This window comes from Janthinobacterium sp. CG_23.4, assembly GCF_029892305.1.
GTDB lineage: Bacteria > Pseudomonadota > Gammaproteobacteria > Burkholderiales > Burkholderiaceae_D > Janthinobacterium > Janthinobacterium lividum_D.
Window position 1 is genome coordinate 3,778,046 of sequence record NZ_JARXUX010000001.1, and the last position, 16,730, is coordinate 3,794,775.

The window sequence follows — 16,730 nt, forward strand, 5'->3', positions numbered from 1 at the left end:
CCGGAGGAACAATTCCCGCAGTGCCATCCTTGGACCGTTCTCACCAGCATGGTGCACGCACCCAAAACGGGCGCGACCTTACTGAGTCATAACGACAACATCTTCAAGCTTGAACCAATAATAACGATGTTTTGTGAAAACTAAAATTGGAATAAATTATTCATTTCCAAATTAAATTTTGTTTTGAGGTGGCTCCTCTTCGATACTCAATCGCCGCATGCCATCAAGCGACGTCGCGCTTGATGCCGTCGAGGCCTTTCGGCATCGGGAAGGTGACCGCTTCCTGCACGCCATCGAGCGGGCGCACGCTCTTCACGCCGCACGCTTTCAAGCGCTCGATGACGGCTTGCACCAGCACCTCGGGCGCCGAGGCACCGGCCGTCACCCCCACGCGCAGCTTGCCTTCCAGCCAGGCGGGATCAATCTGCGAGGCATTATCGACCATGTAGGCAGGCGTACCCATCTTCTCGGCCACTTCGCGCAGACGGTTCGAATTCGAGCTGTTCGGGCTGCCCACGACGATCACCACTTCCACTTGCGGGGCCATGAATTTCACGGCCTCCTGGCGGTTGGTGGTGGCGTAGCAGATGTCGCCCTTTTTCGGCTCGGCGATATTCGGATATTTCGCTTTCAAGGCCGCGATAATGTCGCTAGTGTCGTCAACTGACAACGTTGTTTGAGAAACATAGGCCAGGCTATCGGGATTGGCGACCTGCAAAGCGGCCACATCGTCGAGCGTTTCCACCAGATGCATGCCCATCTCGGCCTGGCCCATCGTGCCTTCCACCTCGGGATGGCCATCGTGGCCGATCATGATGATCTCGCGCCCTTCGCGGCGCATCTTGCCCACTTCCATGTGCACCTTGGTGACCAGCGGGCAAGTCGCGTCAAAAATGCTCAGGCCACGCGATTCCGCCTCGGCGCGCACGGCTTTCGAGACGCCATGGGCGGAAAACACCAGCGTATTGCCAGCAGGCACGTCATCAAGATCATCAATAAAGATGGCGCCCTTGTTGCGCAAGTCTGCCACCACATAGGCGTTATGCACGATTTCATGGCGCACATAGATCGGTGCACCAAATTGCTGCAAGGCACGCTCGACGATTTCGATCGCCCGGTCGACACCAGCGCAAAAACCGCGAGGCTGGGCCAGTAACAGTTCTTTATCCATCGCTATTCCTTTTTACAACACTGAAATGAGCTTGACTTCGAAGCGCAGTGGCTGACCGGCCAGCGGATGATTAAAGTCGAACAGGGCCGAGTCCGCGCGCATTTCGCGCAGCACGCCGGCAAAGCGGCCGCCGCCCGGTGCGGCGAAGTCGACCAGGTCGCCAATCTTGTAGTCGGCCCCGGGTACCGAGTTTTCGTCGAGGGTCGCGCGCGAAACAGACTGCACCAGTTCGGGGTTGCGCTCGCCAAAGCCTTCGCTGGCGCTCAGCTCAAACGTCTGGTGCGTACCTTCAGGCAAGCCCAACAGGCGCTGCTCGAGGAATGGCGCCAACTGGCCCTGCCCCAGCATCAAGGTCGCAGGATTTGCGCTAAAAGTAGTGACAATATCAGTACCGTCAACAGTAGCAAGACGATAATGCAGGGTGAGGTAAGCCGCTTCGGTGACGATTGCTGGTTGCTCGTTGGACATAGTGAGTTTTCAAGTAGCTGATGCAAAGCGATATTGTAAGCCACACTGGCCGCGCCTGCCCCATGGCTTCGTCAAAGAAGGCCATGGGGCGCTCAGCGCCGGCGGCAAACAGGAGAACAGCATGGGTATCAAGGACTGGCCGGCCAGCGAGCGGCCACGCGAACGTTTGATCGAGGATGGCGCGCAGTCGCTGTCGGATGCGGAATTACTGGCCGTGTTCCTGCGCACCGGGGTGCGCGGCAAAAGCGCCGTAGAACTGGCGCGCGACACCGTGGAGCACTTCGGTTCCCTGCGCGGCCTGTTTGCTGCCAGCCTCGTGAGTTTTTCCGCCGTGCATGGCATGGGCAGCGCCAAGTTCGCCCAGTTGCAGGCGGTCATGGAACTGGCGCGGCGCGCCATCATCGAGGATTTACAGACGGGCCAAGCCCTCAGTTCGCCGCACGCCGTCAAAGACTATTTGCGCCTGACCCTGGGCAACCTGGCGCATGAAGCGTTCCATGTGTTGTTTTTGGACGTCAAGAACCGCCTGATCACGAGCCGCGAAATGTTTCGCGGCACTCTCACCCACACCAGTGTGTATCCGCGCGAAGTGGTCAAGCAGGCGCTGCTGCACAACGCGGCCAGCGTCATGCTGGCCCACAACCACCCGTCCGGCACGCCGGAGCCGAGCGAGTCGGATTTACTGCTGACGCGCGCGCTGGTGCAAGCCTTGTCGCTGGTGGACGTGCGCGTCCTCGACCACTTCGTCGTCGCCGGGCGACAAGTGCATTCGTTTGCGGAACACGGCCAGATCTAAGTAAGCGCGCAGGCCAGCACCACCGTGGTCGCAGTTAACCATGTGTAAACAAGGACATACGTGACAGCGCCGAGACGCTTATCTAGCAGCAAACAGCGCTGTTTACCAGTGCTTTTCCCGATGGGAAAGGGGAAAAACCAAATTGTTAAATTTATTCACCGACATATGACACAATTGTTTTTCGCAAGTCATTGATAAATCTGCTTATTTTAGATATACTCTCGTTTTTCCAATTTGGAATATCTTTAAGGAGTGCGCCATGGCACGTGTTTGCCAAGTCACTGGGAAGAAGCCGATGGTCGGCAACAATGTTTCCCATGCAAACAACAAAACCAAACGTCGTTTTTTGCCTAACTTGCAGAATCGTCGTATTTTTGTTGAATCTGAAAACCGCTGGGTCTCCCTGCGTTTGTCCAACGCCGGTCTGCGCGTCATCGATAAAGTCGGCATCGACGCCGTATTGGTCGATATGCGCGCTCGTGGCGAAAAAGTCTAATTAGCAGAATAAGGGAGCTATCATGGCAAAATCAGGCCGCGACAAAATCAAGTTAGAATCGACCGCCGGTACGGGTCACTTCTACACGACCACCAAAAACAAGCGTACGACGCCAGCGAAAATGGAGATCATGAAATTTGATCCTAAAGCACGCAAGCACGTAACGTACAAAGAAACCAAAATCAAGTAATTGATATTGTGTTCTGCAGAAAGAGCCGCTCCGATGAGCGGTTTTTTTTCGCCCGGATTTCGGGCCGGCGGCTGCACACTTTGCCTAGATAAAAAAAAGGCCCTGGAATCGAGGGCCTTGATATGGCGTAACAGGCTAATCAGGCATAGCTGCGCAGGCGCAAGGAAAACTCTTGCAGCGATTGGATACCCGACGCTTCGGCACGTGCGCACCAGTCTTGCAGCTTTTGCAGCAATTGCTCACGCGTAAAGTGCGAACGCTCCCAGATCGCGCCCAGCTCCACACGCATCTGGTGCATGGTTTCCAGCGCCTTGCTATGCTGGAACAATTCCGACAGCTGTGCGTGATGCGCATCGGCCAGCTTGCCCGGTTCGCGCTGCATCAGCTTGCGCGACGATTTCAGGAAGCGCTTTTCCAGTTCGGCCTTGTGTTTCAGGTGTTCCAGCTCTTCCTTCCATGCATGCTTGATCGATTTCGCATACTTGGCCATCACGTCATAGCGGTTGGCGATGACCGATTGCAAGGTCTCGAAGTCCGCTTCCAGCTTGCCGTGCGAGAACTTCGGTTCCGGCGCCAGCTTTTTCACCTTCGCCAGGCCGAGCATTTCGAGTGCGCGGATATAGGCCCAGCCGATATCGATTTCATACCACTTCGACGACAGCTTGGCCGACGTAGCATAGGTATGGTGGTTGTTGTGCAACTCTTCGCCACCGATCAGGATGCCAAATGGAATGATGTTGGTGGCCGCGTCGGCGCAATCGTAGTTGCGATAGCCCCAATAATGGCCGATGCCGTTGATGATGCCCGCTGCCGTGATAGGTATCCACATCATTTGCACGGCCCACACAGAAATGCCGATCACGCCGAACAACACGAAATTGATAAGCAACAGCGCTACCACGCCCAACCAGCTGTATTTCGTGTAAAGGTTGCGTTCGATCCAGTCCGTCGGCGTGCCGTGACCATACTTGGCCATGGTTTCCATGTTCTTCGATTCAGCGCGGTACAGCTCGGCGCCTTCCCAGAACACTTTCTTGATGCCGCGCGTCACGGGGCTGTGCGGATCTTCTTCCGTGTCGCACTTGGCATGGTGCTTGCGGTGGATGGCCGCCCATTCCTTGGTGACCTGACCGGTCGTCAACCACAGCCAGAAACGGAAGAAGTGGCTGGGAATAGCGTGCAATTCCAGCGCCCGGTGGGCCTGGTGGCGGTGCAGGTAAATCGTCACGCTGGCGATGGTGATGTGCGTAACGACCATGGTGTACAGGAAAACTTGCCATGCGGACAAATCGGTAATGCCAGTTGCCATGAACTGTAAAACGTCGTGTAAAACGGAACTCAATGTCATTACTGCTACTCCAAGTGGACAGGGCATGCGCTCGGTCGCTCCAGTGACTCCGGAGGTCCGGCAGCGTTAATTTTAGGCGTGATTGTACGCCCTAATGGGAACTATCAGGCAAATCGAAGGCAGACAGCAAGGTCAGGGCTGGGTGCCGGATGACGCAGACTCACCGCCTGCCGCGCCCGTGAGCGGGACAGGAGGCGTACCAACAATACGCAATTCGCGTTGCGGAAACGGCACAGTGACCTTATGTTCCTGCAAGGTGCGCCAAATGGCGCGATTCACATTCGACTTCACGCCGCCCGTGCCGTTTTCCGGATCCGCGATCCAGAAGCCAATTTGCACATCGAGACCGTCGGCACCGAAACGCACGAGAGTGGCCGATGGCGGATTGCTTTGCGACACACGCGGCACCTTGGCAGTGGCCGCTTCCAGCAAAGGGAAGATGACATCAAGATCGGTTTCATAGCCCAGCGACACGGCCGTCGACAGCCAAACCATGCGGTTGCTCAGCGACATGTTCTGCACGCCGCCAGAAATTAGCATTTCATTGGGCACGATCGATTCCACGCCATCACCACCTAGCAAGACAGTATAGCGCGTATTGATCTGCGTCACCTTGCCCGTAAATTGACCGACTGTGATCATGTCGCCGATGGTCAGACTGCGGTCGAGCAAGATGATGAAACCGGACACAAAGTTCGCGGCGATCTTTTGCAAGCCAAAACCCAGCGCCACGCCAAAGGCGCCACCAAACACCGACAGCACCGTCAAGTCGATGCCCACCAGCGACAAGCTGACCAGCACGGAAACGAGGATCAGCACGGCGCGCCCCATGCGCGACAACACCACGCGCAAGGAAGTGTGCAGGCCCTGCATTTTCATCAGGTGCTCGTCGAGCGAAGTGCCAGCCCACATGGCCAGCACCAGCAGCACGGCCACCGAAATAGCGGCTTGCAAGATGGCAGCCACGGATACCTTGTTGCGTCCCAGCGGCACGAAAATGCTTTCCAGGAACGCATGCAGATCGGGCCACAGGCCGGTGATATACAGGGCCATGCCGGCCCACACCACCACGGTAAATACCTTTTCCAGCAACAACATGGTGGGGCTGATATCGCCATGATGGGCAAAAATGCGGCGCAGCACATAAAAACCGAGACGCACCAGCGCCATCGATGTACACAGGGGAATGGCGATACTGAGCAGATTCACCGACTGGAACTTGGCCAGGAAATGTTGCGCGATGCCCAGCAACATGGCCGCCAGCAAAGGCGTCAGGATGCGAATGAAACTGTCCGTGCGCTGCAAGGTTTCCGGCGTAGACGGGACGGCAGCCGCTTGCGCCCGCTGGTGCAGGAATGCGCGCAATTGCCGCACCAGCAACCAGCTCAGTGCCAGGCAAGCGACGATGAGCAAGGCCTGCCACAAGATGGCTGGCTGACGGAAATCGTTGACAAAATCAGTGATCAGGTTGAGCAGCGGGGTTTCATTCATGGCGCAGGAGATCCGGAAGGGGAACACAGAAGTGGTACGGATGGGCATAGAACCCATGCCGCCAGGCGGGCTGACGGCATTGAAGCGGCCACTGCAGGGTGCAGCGGCCGCCCGTGACAAGCTTACTCGGCTTGCTCAGCATCAACGTCGTCGGCCGGCTTTTCATCGGCGTAGACTTTTTTCGGCATGACTTTGCGCTCGAACACGGCGGCGAAGAAGCCGTCGGTCTGGTGCAGATGTGGCAACAATTTCAGGTAGTCGCCCATTTCCAGTTCGATCTTCTGTTCAGCCAGTACCTTGCTCATCGGCACCAGGGTGAAGTCCGGATGGGCGGCCAGGAATTGCTCGGCGATAAAATCGTTTTCTTCGTTCAGGAAGCTGCAGGTGGCGTACACCAGGCGGCCGCCGCCCTTGACCAGGCGCGCCGCGCCGGCCAGGATGGCTGCCTGCTTGGCTTGCAGTTCGACGATGGAGTTCGGCTGCTGGCGCCATTTCACGTCAGGATTGCGACGCAGGGTGCCCAAGCCACTGCACGGGGCATCGACCAGCACGCGGTCGATCTTGCCCGCCAGGCGCTTGATCTTGGCATCGCGCTCATGCGCGATCTGCACCGGATGCACGTTCGACAGGCCGCTGCGGGCCATGCGCGGCTTCAGCTTGGCCAAGCGCTTTTCCGACACGTCGAACGCATACAAACGACCCGTATTGCGCATCAGCGCACCCAGCGCCAGGGTCTTGCCGCCCGCGCCGGCACAGAAATCGACCACCATCTCGCCGCGCTTGGCGCCGACGATCTGCGACAGGATCTGGCTGCCTTCATCTTGCACTTCGATCGCGCCGCTTTGGAACAATGGCATGTTTTGCAGCGAAGGCTTCTTGATCACGCGCAAACCCAGCGGCGCATATGGCGTTGGCGTGCTGAGGATAGGTGCTTCGGCCAGCGCCAGCATCACGTCCTCGCGCGTCGCCTTGAGCGAGTTGACGCGCAAGTCCAGCGGCGCCGGTGCGTTCAGTGCATCGGCCAGCTTCATGGTTTCCGCTTCGCCGAACTGGGCGATCAGCTTGTCGAACAGCCAGGTCGGCATGTTGGCACGCATGTTCGACGGCATCAGGCTACGGTCGATCTGCGTGATGCGTTCCAGCCATTCGACTTCTTCTTCCGTCAGGCCGCCCAGGGAGTCGGCGCCCACCGCTTCGGCCAGGCCGAGGATGGTCAGGCGGCGCATGGTCGGGCCACTGCCCGCTTCGGCGAAATCGGTAAAGAACGATTTGTTGCGCAGGACGGCATAAATGCCTTCGGCGATGGCGCCGCGTTCGCGCGAACCGAGGCGCGGATGGTCACGGAAATAGCGCGACAGGGTGGTGTCGGCCGGGGCCGTGAAACGTAAAATTTCGCGCAATACTTCTTCAGCATTGGCGAGTATCGCTGGTGGCAATCTCATTGTTATTTTTCCTGTAATATTTTATTGAGGGCCCACGCGGACCTGGCCATGCTCGACTGACAGTTTATCGTCAATGAACAGGCGAATGGCGCGCGGGTAAAGCAAATGTTCCTGTACCAGCACGCGCGCCGATAAGCTGTCTTCTGTGTCGTCTGGCAAGACTGGCACCACCGCGCTCGCCACGGCCGGGCCGTGATCGAGCTCGGCAGTCACGAAATGCACGGTCGCGCCGTGTTCCGTCACGCCCGCCTCGAGCGCCTGGCGGTGTGTCGCCATGCCCGGGAACAGCGGCAGCAGCGACGGGTGGATATTGAGCATGCGCCCCGCATAGTGCTCGACGAAAGGCGGCGTCAGGATGCGCATGAAACCGGCCAGCACGACCAGGTCGGGGGAGTAGCCGTCGATCACGGCTTGCAGCGCCGCATCGAACTGCTCGCGGCTGGCATAATCCTTGTTGGCAACGACTGCCGTCGCTATCCCATGTTCTGCGGCAAAAACCAGTCCCTCGGCGTCGGCCCGGTTACTGATGACGGCGACAATACGCGCTGGCCATTGCTCGGCTTGCGCCGCGCGGACGACCGCTTGCATGTTGCTGCCGCGTCCAGAAATGAGGATAACGATATTTTTCATAGCGCGCATTGTACCTGCTATGGCGATGCGAATCTAGAAAGGCCGGTATTATTGTTGCGCCGCAACATAGGCGCCGGCGCGCCTCAGCCGACTGGCATGGCCGACTGTCATCTGCGCGAGAGGCTAGTTTTAGAGCGTCACAGCAAGAGTAAGTATTTACTCGAACGAATAGAAGACGCGGAACGGAACTTTCTTCTCGGCCCAGTAGTCGGCCGCGTCGCGGAACACGTCGAGCAGGATCTCGCGCGCTTCCTTATCAAATTTTTGCGTATTTGGCAATTGCTCGAGCACCACCAGAAAGCCCGTTTGCGTGCCTGCCTTGTGCATGGTGTCCGTCAGGCACAGGCGCAGGGCATCGAAATTCTTCGCCAGGTTTTTCGGAAACAGGAATGCTTCTGCAATCATGCCGATGACTTGTTGTTTGGTCTGCCCAGCGTTGCAATGCGCATATAAAAAGTGCTGCCCGAGACGGCTAGCCTCGTCTTGTAACTCGGTCACGCGAAAGGCGCGGATGGACTGGACAAGGTTGGGCGGCACGGTTAGTAACAAACTCATTTTTCCCTCAAATCGACCTGTTATGTATGGATTTTTTCTAGCTGCTCTTCTTATTGCATCCCCGCACGCGGGTCAATACGCACGCGGTGATTCGATCTGTCTCAACTTTTATGCGATTCAGTGCGATTTTATATAAGCCATACGCGTATTAGGGTAACGTGTTGTCCTGCATGAATCAACCCGAATGTGATGTCAAACGCAAGATTTGTTACAAACCGCTGGTTTCAAGTGATCCAACATCTTGTATCGTTTGAAAGTGCATGTTACAGACTGTGGGGCAAGGGACTTGGGCTGTTACATTTTGTTGCCACGCAAAACACTTGTCTAGTGCTGGCGCGACTACTATAGTCTCAAGTTATAAAAAATACCCTGAAAGATTCTCTCCATAATGAGGTTACAAATGAACTTGCAAGCCAAATTGATGATGTCCGCCCTTTGTATCGGCGCATTGCCACTCGCTCAGGCTGCCGACTTTGAAGATTTTGGCAGAGTCGTACGCGTCGTGCCGCAAGTGGAACAGATCAATCGTCCACGCCAGGAATGCCGTACGGAATACGTGCAAGTACAGGCACCGCCGCAGCAGCGCAGCGCTGGCGGCTCCATCGTCGGCGGTATCGCTGGCGCCCTGCTCGGTAGCCAGGTCGGCGGCGGCAATGGCCGCACGGCCGCCGCAGCCGCTGGCGCGATTGCCGGCGCCGTCGTCGGTGACCGCGTCGACAACCAGAACAACTACCAGGGCGGCGTACAGGAACAAGCCATCAAGCAATGCCGCCAGGTCGACCATTGGGAATCGCGCAACAATGGCTACCAAGTCACCTACGACTACCGCGGCCGCAACTACACGAGCATCATGTCCTACGATCCGGGTGAACGGATCCGCCTGCGCATCTCCATCGAGCCCGCCCAACAGTAAGGCCTGACATAAGCTGCTGCGCGTCGGCATAGGCGGCCTGCGATGCTCACCGGCTCGGCGCCCCCGTACAGAGTACGGTTGCGCTCCTCGGCCACCTCTTCCTTGCGCTCGCGACGCCTCTGTCAGACGTTGTTACTCATGATTAAAATGCCGATCCCCAAGGGTCGGCATTTTTTATGGCGCCCCGGCACGGGCTATAATGCGGCTCACTTTCAGGCCGCCTTATGCTCATCAAACGAAAATCCATCGAACAAGTCGAATCTTCGCGCCCCGCGCGCAAGCCCCGCTATGCCCCTGTCACCCTATCCGAAATGGATGGCGTGCGCTATCTGCATTTCGGCACGGAATGGGTGCAAGGCGCCATGCGCATCCGCAAGCCGGACTGGCCGGAGCTCGAATACGCGCAGCAGATGATGGCGTGGATGCTGTGGATCGAGCAACCACAGCGCCTCGCCCAGCTGGGCTTGGGCACGGGCGCACTGACCAAGTTCTGCTACCGCCAGTTCCCGCAGGCGCAAGTCGAAGCGATTGAACTGAACCCGTCCGTTGTCAGCATCTGTGCCTCGATGTTCAAGCTGCCACCCAACGACGAGCGCCTGCACGTGCGCGAGATGGATGCGCTCGACTATGTCAACGACGACACCAAGCACGGCACCCTGGATGCACTGCAAGTGGACCTGTACGACGCCACGGCGCGCGGTCCCGTGCTCGATAGCGCCGATTTCTATACCGCCTGCTGCGCCTGCCTGGCGCCGCATGGCATCATGACGGTCAACCTGTTTGGCGACCACCCCAGCTACGCGAAGAACATCAAGGCGATGAAGTTTGCGTTCGCACAGGTGATCTGCCTGCCGGAAGTGCATGATGGGAACGTAGTGGCGATCGCCTTCAAGACCAAAGTGGCGCTCGATACCGAAGCGCAAGCGGCCTTGCTGGAACGGGCCAAGCAGATCGTCGCCGAAACCAAACTGCCCGCCAAGACCTGGGTCAAGGGTATCGTCAGCACCCTGTAACCGCCGGCAAGGCCGGCAGCCCGAAAAGGCGCCGGCCATGCCAGACTCCGTTCCTCTGCCCCCTGCTCCTCTGCCCCCTGCTCCGGCTGTACCGCTGGAACTACCGCAACTGCTGACCTGGCTGCAAGAGGACGGCTTGCTCGATGCGGCGCAAGCGGCCGCCATCGGCGCCCAAGCCGCCCTGCTGCCAGCACCGCCCTTGCATCCGCTATGCAACATCGCCGATGCCGGCCTGACGCTCGACACCCTGTGCGCGTGGCTGGCGCAGCGCGCCGGCTTGCCGTATATGCGCATCGATCCCCTGAGTATCGACTTCAGCCAGGTGGCCGACGTCATGACGGCCAGCTATGCGGCACGCTTCAACATCCTGCCCGTAGAAAGCACGCGGGAACGCATCGTCATTGCCACGGCCCAGCCCTACGCACTCGCTTGGCAAGCGCAACTGGGCAAGCTGGCGCCACGCAAGCTGAGCCTGGTCATCGCCAACCCGCTGCACATCGCCGATGCCATCGCGCAATTTTTCAGCCTGGCCAGTTCCGTCAAGGTGGCCCGGCAAGCGTCCACGCAAGACTTGACGCTGCGCCAGAATGTCGAGCAACTGGTGGAGCTGGGGCGCAACAAGAACAGCCTCGACGCCAACGACCAGCATGTCGTGCGCATCGTCGACTGGCTGTGGCAATACGCGTTTGCCCAGCGCGCCTCCGACATCCATTTGGAACCAAAGCGCGACACTGGCTTCGTGCGCCTGCGCATCGATGGCCGGCTGCACCAGGCCTACCAGCTGCCGCCCGTGGTACTGCTGGCCATGACGGCGCGCATCAAGTTGCTCGGGCGCATGGACGTGGTAGAAAAGCGCCGCCCGCAAGATGGCCGCATCAAGACGCGCAATGCGCAGGGCCAGGAAATCGAACTGCGCCTGTCGACCTTGCCCACGGCCTTCGGCGAAAAACTCGTCATGCGCATCTTCGACCCGGAAGTCGCCGTCAAGAGCCTGTTCGAGCTGGGCTTTCCGCCCGCAGATGCCGAACGCTGGCGCCAGCTGACGACGCGCACGCACGGCATCGTGCTGGTGACAGGGCCCACAGGCTCGGGCAAGACCAGCACCCTGTACAGCACCTTGAAGGCGCTGGCCAGCAGCGAAGTCAATGTATGCACGGTGGAAGACCCGATAGAAATGGTCGAGCCGGCCTTCAACCAGATGCAGGTACAAACCCAGGCCGGCATCGAACTGTCGTTTGCCGATGGCGTGCGGGCGCTGATGCGGCAAGATCCCGACATCATCATGGTGGGCGAGATCCGCGACCTGGCCACGGCCGAAATGGCCATGCAGGCTGCCCTGACGGGCCACCTGGTGCTGTCTACCCTGCACACCAACGACGCGCCCTCGGCCGTCACGCGCTTGCTGGAACTAGGTCTGCCCGCCTATCTGCTCGAAGCGTGCCTGGTCGGCGTGCTGGCGCAACGGCTGCTGCGCTGCCTGTGCCCTGGCTGCAAACAGCCGGACGCCGCCCCCGACGACGCGCCATGGCAGCGCCTGACGGGCGGACAGCTGGAACGCCCCCACGCCATATACCGTCCGGTCGGCTGCACCCTGTGCCGGCACAGCGGCTACCTGGGGCGGGCCGGCATTTATGAATTGCTGAGCGTGACGGAAACGTTCGGCCATCTGGTCAGGGCCGGCGCCGACCTGCACGCGCTACGCCGTCAAAGCATCGTCGACGGCATGACGCCGCTGCGCATCGCCGGCGCGCGCAAAATCGTCGATGGCACGACCAGCATTGATGAAGTGCTCAAGCTCACGGCAGCGCTGCCTTAGCAGAGCTGCACTTTCTCGCAGGAATGCTTTGCATTCTTTTTCAAAAGATATATAATGCGGCCTCTTTCGGGTCGTTAGCTCAGCTGGTAGAGCAGCGGACTTTTAATCCGTTGGTCGCAGGTTCGAATCCCGCACGGCCTACCACGAATGCGCAGTACTAAAAAGCCCCTCCCCACGGAGGGGCTTTTTTCATTTGCGCGACCCTGCCAGCGACGGCAGGCGCTGGGCAGCGCCGAGGCCGCCCTTGCCCACCGCAGCCGCGCATGTCTGGGCTGGCTTTGTCATCGGCTTGCCATCCATGGCCTTGAGTTCCTGCCGTTGTGTTCCTGCCGTTGTGTTCCTGCCGTTGTGTTCCTTATGCGCCGCCACTTGCGCCGTCGACATGCTGGCCGGCACGGCGTCGATGCAGCATGCCTACTTGGGCGCCCGCCTTGGCAGTACTGGAAGCCATGGGCAATAATGTTGTCCGTTGTACTTTTTTCACTTCCCGGACCACGCCCATGACCTCACCCCGTCTTCGCCACTCCCTCACGGCCCTGCTGATCGCCGCCACCTGCGCCTCGCTGGCAACGACCATCCACGCCGCCGATGCCACGCCGGCATCGCCAGTTGTCGCCACGCAAACCAATGCCAAGCACGCCATCACGCATGAAGACGTGTGGCTGATGAAAAGAGTCGGCGCGCCCGTCGCCAGTCCGGATGGGCGATGGGCCGTGTTTTCCGTCGTTGACAGCGCCTACGATAGCAAGGAACAATGGTCGGATCTGTGGATCAAGTCACTGACTGACGACAGCGCCGCGCGCCGCCTGACCTATTCCAAAAGCGGCGAAAGCGCCGTGGCATGGTCGCCGGACAGCCGCCAACTGGTGTTTGTCGCCAAGCGCGATGGCGATGAGGCTGGACAGATTTATCGCCTCGACGTGGCCGCTGGCGGCGAAGCGCAGCGCCTGAGCTCGCTCACCCTCGGTGCGCGCATGCCGAAGTGGAGCCCGGATGGCAAACAATTGCTGTTTGTCAGCGATATTTATCCAGGCAACAAGTCGGAACGCGACGTCAAGCAAAGCGCCAAAGAGCGCAAGGAGCGCAAATACAGCGCCCGTGCGTATGAAACAACGGCGCCCCGCCATTTCGATAAATGGCTGACCGACAAGCAAGTGCGGCTGTTCATCGTCGATGCGCAGCCTGACGCCAAAGGCGAGAACTCAGCGCGCGACATCCTGTCGGGCACGCAACTGGTCACCCTGCCGGGCTTTGGCGGCAGCCAGGACGATGAGGGACAATCGCTGGACGCCGTATGGACGCCCGATGGCCAGGCCGTCGTCTTCAATGCGGCCACCAACCACGATGCGGCGCAGCGCGAAACCGTGCTTGCCCAACTGTATCTGCTGCCCGTGGCCGGCGGTGAAGCGCAGCGCCTGACGCAGGATAACCATAGCTACAGCTCGCTGAAATTTTCCGCCGACGGCAAGACCCTGTTCGCCCTCAGCGACGCGCAAACAGCGGGCAAAGTATATGACGTGAAACGCCTGGCCAGCTTCGCCTGGCCGATGAGCAACCCTGCGCCGACGATCTTGAGCGCCAAGCTGGACCGGTCGATTTCGCGCTTCGTGCTGCCCGAAGGCGGCAAGCGCGTCATCTTCAGCTATGAACATGCGGGTCTGGAAAAGCTGTACTCGATCGACGCCGGGGGCGGCGAGGTGCGCGAAGAACCATCCTTGCCGACCGGTAGCATCAATTCGCTGAGCAGTGGTGGCAAGGCCCTGGTGGGCGTGTGGGAGTCGAGCATCAGCCCGCCGGAAATCTACGCCTTCAATGGCAAGCAACCGAAACGCCTGACGGCCTTCAACACGGACAAGGCGAATAAAATCGACTGGCAGGCGCCCGAGCACTTCTGGTTCACCACGGCCGATGGCCGCCAGATCCACAACATGCTCGTCAAGCCCGCCAACTTTGACCCCAACAAGAAATACCCGCTGTTTACCGTCATCCACGGCGGCGCGGCCAGCATGTGGCGCGACCAGTTCGTACTACGCTGGAACTATCACTTGCTGGCCAAACCAGGCTATGTGGTGCTGCTGACCGACTACAAGGGTTCCACCGGCTATGGCGAGCAATTTGCGCGCTCGATCCAGTTCGACCCATTGAAGGGGCCGGGCGATGAAGTCAACCAGGGTGTGGATGAAGCCATCAAGAAATACCCGTTTATCGACGGCACGAAACTGGCCGCTGGCGGCGCCAGCTATGGCGGCCACCTGGCCAACTGGCTGCAAGCGACCAGCACGCGCTACAAGGCCATCGTCTCGCACGCGGGCGAAATGGACTTGATCATGCAGTGGGGCACCAGCGATGGCGGTTTCGGCCGTGAAACCAATGCAGGCGGCCCCGTCTGGTCGAACCTGCCCGTATGGCGCGATCAAAGTCCAATCATGCAAGCGGGCAATCACGAGAAAGGTACGGGATTTACCACCCCCATCCTGATCACCGTGGGCGAGCTCGACTATCGCGTGCCGGCCAACAATGCGCTGATGAACTTTGCCGTGCAACAGCGCCTGAACGTGCCGGTAAAACTGCTGGTCTTCCCGGATGAAAACCACTGGATTTTGAAGGGCGAAAACAGCCGCTTCTTCTACAGCGAAGTCGAGGGCTGGCTGGCGAAGTATCTGAAATAAGCAAGGACACACGAGCGGGCGTCCTTGCTGGCAGCGTAGCGCAAGCGCCGGCAAGGCAAAACACAAAAGCCAGGTCTGCGCATGCGCAGACCTGGCTTTTTTCATGCAGGCAAAGCCTTTGCTGCTGCGACTGACGCCGCCTCGCTTACTTCACCTTCAAGTCATTCTTGACATCCGTGACACCTTCCACGCCACGGGCCAGGTCGGCGGCTTTTTTCACCTGCGCCTGGGAAGGCACGAAGCCGCTGAGCATGACGACGCCATTCATCGTTTCCACGTGAACATCGAGCGCTTTCAAGTCATTGTCCTTGACCAGGTCCGCCTTGATCTTGGTCGTAATGACGGAGTCTTCCACGGCTACCTTGGTACTGCCAGCGGCATTGCGCGTCATGCAGGCGACCTTGGCTGGCGCATCCATGGCGTCGCAGTTTTCCTTCATCATGGCAGGCGGATTTTGTGCCATATTGGTGCCGGCCCTGGCACCCATGTTGGCGTCGGCCAGCGCGGCCGTTTTCGATGCCTTGGCATCGTTCATGCACGCTGTCTTGTCGGCGCCGGAGCGCTCGCCGCACTTGGCCTTGGCCAAGTCATACTCGGCATTGGCGATATCCTTGCGCGCCTTGCCCAGCTCACGCGGCGTGTTGCGGTATTGCGCCACCGCATCCGCATCGGCCTTGCTGCGCGCCACCTTGGCTTCTTCCACGCAAACTTTTTTCGCGTTGCCGCTGCGGGCATCACAGGCGGCCTTGGCCTGTTTGTAGTCGGTCGACGCCTGGTCCATCAAACGCTTGTAAGCGCCATCCTGCGCATGGGCAGGCGTGGCGGCAAGCAGGGCGCTGGCACTGGCGGCCAGCATGAGTGCGATCATTTTGTGCATGATGATTCCTCTCTGGTTAGTTGCTACCCAGATTAGACCCCTGCCGCGCATAAAGCTCCGTGCGACAGCACACACTGAGCAGCCATGCGCGCAAAAATCAGCGTCTATTTGTCGCCGCTCAAGCCCTCCCGCCACACTAGTTGCGCCTGTTCAAATGGTGAAGCGGCACCATCAAAGGCAGTCGCGCCATCGGCCAGCGCCAGCCATGCCTGCGTGGCGTGGGAACTGCCGACACCGCCGCCCGCACTGTCGCCGCTGGCGCGCACGCCGCGCATCCAGGACAGCACCTGCTGATACTGCCCGCGATGGCGCCCATGCATCCAGGCCAGGGCCACCAGGTCTGCATAGGCCTCTTCACGGCGCGTTTCGCGCAGCTCCTGCGCCAGCGGTGTCAACTTGCCCCGCTGCATGGCGGGCGAGTCGACAAAGCCATGCGGCAAGGCGTGCCAGTGGCCCTGGGCATAGCGCTGGCAATGGCCGATTTCATGCGCCATCATCGCTTCCATCATCAAGCCATGGTGCGCGGGCAATACATCGTGCAAGACGCCCTGCGCCTGCGCATTGCCGCGCAGCGATAGCACCAGCTTGCAGCGCCCGGCTGCATAAGCGAGCGCCAGCGGCACAGCGCCAGGGGCATCCTGCGGTTGCACGATGATATCGATGAGCAAACCTTGCGCGCGTGCAAACACGATGACGGATTGGCCCGCCTGCAGCCAGCGGCTTTCCAGCTCGGTGAGCTGGGCGGCAGCCCCGGCGGACGGCAAAACAAGGAGTAGGCTAGACAGCAAGAACGGCTTTGACATGGGATCGATGGGAAGAAAGGCGGATGGAGCACTGCAGAGTAAGCGATGAAAA

17 protein-coding genes and 1 tRNA gene are annotated in these 16,730 nt (G+C 59.5%); 8 read left to right on the plus strand and 10 right to left on the minus strand.

What is annotated here, in order from left to right:
- Nucleotides 1-223 precede the first annotated feature (223 nt).
- On the minus strand, nucleotides 224-1,171 hold the full coding sequence (gene ispH, locus H4V96_RS16935; RefSeq protein ID WP_010400923.1) for a 4-hydroxy-3-methylbut-2-enyl diphosphate reductase: 948 nt from the start codon (nucleotides 1,169-1,171) through the stop codon (nucleotides 224-226).
- Nucleotides 1,172-1,183: 12 nt separating this feature from the next.
- On the minus strand, nucleotides 1,184-1,639 hold the full coding sequence (locus H4V96_RS16940) for an FKBP-type peptidyl-prolyl cis-trans isomerase (protein WP_010400925.1): 456 nt from the start codon (nucleotides 1,637-1,639) through the stop codon (nucleotides 1,184-1,186).
- 121 nt (nucleotides 1,640-1,760) lie between these two features.
- Here H4V96_RS16940 and radC point away from each other — a divergent pair, with 121 nt between their 5' ends.
- The 3 genes from radC to rpmG all read left to right on the plus strand — a co-directional run bounded on the left by radC (nucleotide 1,761) and on the right by rpmG (nucleotide 3,121).
- Nucleotides 1,761-2,435, plus strand: a complete 675-nt coding sequence (gene radC / locus H4V96_RS16945) for a DNA repair protein RadC (RefSeq protein ID WP_010400927.1) — start codon at nucleotides 1,761-1,763, stop codon at nucleotides 2,433-2,435.
- Nucleotides 2,436-2,694: 259 nt separating this feature from the next.
- On the plus strand, nucleotides 2,695-2,931 hold the full coding sequence (gene rpmB / locus H4V96_RS16950) for a 50S ribosomal protein L28 (RefSeq protein WP_010400928.1): 237 nt from the start codon (nucleotides 2,695-2,697) through the stop codon (nucleotides 2,929-2,931).
- A 22-nt stretch (nucleotides 2,932-2,953) separates the two neighbouring features.
- On the plus strand, nucleotides 2,954-3,121 hold the full coding sequence (gene rpmG / locus H4V96_RS16955; RefSeq protein ID WP_010400929.1) for a 50S ribosomal protein L33: 168 nt from the start codon (nucleotides 2,954-2,956) through the stop codon (nucleotides 3,119-3,121).
- A 139-nt stretch (nucleotides 3,122-3,260) separates the two neighbouring features.
- Here rpmG and H4V96_RS16960 read toward each other — a convergent pair whose 3' ends face one another.
- From H4V96_RS16960 to H4V96_RS16980, 5 genes are all read right to left on the minus strand, one after another.
- Nucleotides 3,261-4,469: a fatty acid desaturase gene (locus tag H4V96_RS16960; RefSeq protein ID WP_010400930.1), complete on the minus strand. Its 1,209-nt coding sequence runs from the start codon at nucleotides 4,467-4,469 to the stop codon at nucleotides 3,261-3,263.
- A 132-nt stretch (nucleotides 4,470-4,601) separates the two neighbouring features.
- Entirely contained in the window at nucleotides 4,602-5,960 is a 1,359-nt protein-coding gene (locus tag H4V96_RS16965) for a mechanosensitive ion channel domain-containing protein (RefSeq protein WP_070346388.1), read from the minus strand.
- 122 nt (nucleotides 5,961-6,082) lie between these two features.
- Entirely contained in the window at nucleotides 6,083-7,402 is a 1,320-nt protein-coding gene (locus H4V96_RS16970) for an RsmB/NOP family class I SAM-dependent RNA methyltransferase (RefSeq protein ID WP_010400934.1), read from the minus strand.
- A gap of 21 nt (nucleotides 7,403-7,423) precedes the next feature.
- Nucleotides 7,424-8,032 carry a phosphoribosylglycinamide formyltransferase gene (gene purN, locus H4V96_RS16975; protein WP_029496618.1) on the minus strand — a complete coding sequence of 203 codons (609 nt, stop codon included), beginning with the start codon at nucleotides 8,030-8,032 and terminating at the stop codon, nucleotides 7,424-7,426.
- Nucleotides 8,033-8,188: 156 nt separating this feature from the next.
- Complete coding sequence (locus tag H4V96_RS16980; RefSeq protein WP_196854710.1) at nucleotides 8,189-8,587, minus strand: barstar family protein; 399 nt, start codon at nucleotides 8,585-8,587, stop codon at nucleotides 8,189-8,191.
- Between the two features lie 400 nt (nucleotides 8,588-8,987).
- On the opposite strand from H4V96_RS16980, the gene H4V96_RS16985 reads away from it, so the two are divergent.
- The 4 genes from H4V96_RS16985 to H4V96_RS17000 all read left to right on the plus strand — a co-directional run bounded on the left by H4V96_RS16985 (nucleotide 8,988) and on the right by H4V96_RS17000 (nucleotide 12,473).
- Entirely contained in the window at nucleotides 8,988-9,500 is a 513-nt protein-coding gene (locus tag H4V96_RS16985; RefSeq protein WP_010400938.1) for a glycine zipper 2TM domain-containing protein, read from the plus strand.
- Between the two features lie 224 nt (nucleotides 9,501-9,724).
- The gene (locus H4V96_RS16990; protein WP_010400940.1) at nucleotides 9,725-10,513 is read left to right on the plus strand and encodes a spermidine synthase; all 789 of its coding nucleotides are present in this window, start codon (nucleotides 9,725-9,727) and stop codon (nucleotides 10,511-10,513) included.
- Nucleotides 10,514-10,550: 37 nt separating this feature from the next.
- Nucleotides 10,551-12,329: a GspE/PulE family protein gene (locus tag H4V96_RS16995; RefSeq protein WP_196854709.1), complete on the plus strand. Its 1,779-nt coding sequence runs from the start codon at nucleotides 10,551-10,553 to the stop codon at nucleotides 12,327-12,329.
- A gap of 68 nt (nucleotides 12,330-12,397) precedes the next feature.
- Nucleotides 12,398-12,473, plus strand: a tRNA-Lys gene (locus H4V96_RS17000).
- Between the two features lie 45 nt (nucleotides 12,474-12,518).
- On the opposite strand, the gene H4V96_RS17005 is transcribed toward H4V96_RS17000, so the two are convergent.
- Nucleotides 12,519-12,725, minus strand: a complete 207-nt coding sequence (locus H4V96_RS17005) for a hypothetical protein (RefSeq protein WP_280721064.1) — start codon at nucleotides 12,723-12,725, stop codon at nucleotides 12,519-12,521.
- A gap of 104 nt (nucleotides 12,726-12,829) precedes the next feature.
- Here H4V96_RS17005 and H4V96_RS17010 point away from each other — a divergent pair, with 104 nt between their 5' ends.
- On the plus strand, nucleotides 12,830-14,998 hold the full coding sequence (locus tag H4V96_RS17010) for a S9 family peptidase (protein ID WP_196854707.1): 2,169 nt from the start codon (nucleotides 12,830-12,832) through the stop codon (nucleotides 14,996-14,998).
- A gap of 145 nt (nucleotides 14,999-15,143) precedes the next feature.
- On the opposite strand, the gene H4V96_RS17015 is transcribed toward H4V96_RS17010, so the two are convergent.
- Nucleotides 15,144-15,875, minus strand: a complete 732-nt coding sequence (locus tag H4V96_RS17015) for a BON domain-containing protein (RefSeq protein WP_070346385.1) — start codon at nucleotides 15,873-15,875, stop codon at nucleotides 15,144-15,146.
- A 104-nt stretch (nucleotides 15,876-15,979) separates the two neighbouring features.
- Nucleotides 15,980-16,678, minus strand: coding sequence for a hypothetical protein (locus H4V96_RS17020; RefSeq protein WP_196854706.1), 699 nt, complete (start codon nucleotides 16,676-16,678; stop codon nucleotides 15,980-15,982).
- Nucleotides 16,679-16,730: the final 52 nt, after the last annotated feature.

Bases quoted from the DNA above. Each gene is read 5' to 3' on its own strand.
- ispH (WP_010400923.1), bottom strand. From the start codon at position 1,171: ATGGATAAAGAACTGTTACTGGCCCAGCCTCGCGGTTTTTGCGCTGGT.
- H4V96_RS16940 (WP_010400925.1), bottom strand. From the start codon at position 1,639: ATGTCCAACGAGCAACCAGCAATCGTCACCGAAGCGGCTTACCTCACC.
- radC (WP_010400927.1), top strand. From the start codon at position 1,761: ATGGGTATCAAGGACTGGCCGGCCAGCGAGCGGCCACGCGAACGTTTG.
- rpmB (WP_010400928.1), top strand. From the start codon at position 2,695: ATGGCACGTGTTTGCCAAGTCACTGGGAAGAAGCCGATGGTCGGCAAC.
- rpmG (WP_010400929.1), top strand. From the start codon at position 2,954: ATGGCAAAATCAGGCCGCGACAAAATCAAGTTAGAATCGACCGCCGGT.
- H4V96_RS16960 (WP_010400930.1), bottom strand. From the start codon at position 4,469: ATGACATTGAGTTCCGTTTTACACGACGTTTTACAGTTCATGGCAACT.
- H4V96_RS16965 (WP_070346388.1), bottom strand. From the start codon at position 5,960: ATGAATGAAACCCCGCTGCTCAACCTGATCACTGATTTTGTCAACGAT.
- H4V96_RS16970 (WP_010400934.1), bottom strand. From the start codon at position 7,402: ATGAGATTGCCACCAGCGATACTCGCCAATGCTGAAGAAGTATTGCGC.
- purN (WP_029496618.1), bottom strand. From the start codon at position 8,032: ATGAAAAATATCGTTATCCTCATTTCTGGACGCGGCAGCAACATGCAA.
- H4V96_RS16980 (WP_196854710.1), bottom strand. From the start codon at position 8,587: ATGAGTTTGTTACTAACCGTGCCGCCCAACCTTGTCCAGTCCATCCGC.
- H4V96_RS16985 (WP_010400938.1), top strand. From the start codon at position 8,988: ATGAACTTGCAAGCCAAATTGATGATGTCCGCCCTTTGTATCGGCGCA.
- H4V96_RS16990 (WP_010400940.1), top strand. From the start codon at position 9,725: ATGCTCATCAAACGAAAATCCATCGAACAAGTCGAATCTTCGCGCCCC.
- H4V96_RS16995 (WP_196854709.1), top strand. From the start codon at position 10,551: ATGCCAGACTCCGTTCCTCTGCCCCCTGCTCCTCTGCCCCCTGCTCCG.
- H4V96_RS17010 (WP_196854707.1), top strand. From the start codon at position 12,830: ATGACCTCACCCCGTCTTCGCCACTCCCTCACGGCCCTGCTGATCGCC.
- H4V96_RS17015 (WP_070346385.1), bottom strand. From the start codon at position 15,875: ATGCACAAAATGATCGCACTCATGCTGGCCGCCAGTGCCAGCGCCCTG.
- H4V96_RS17020 (WP_196854706.1), bottom strand. From the start codon at position 16,678: ATGTCAAAGCCGTTCTTGCTGTCTAGCCTACTCCTTGTTTTGCCGTCC.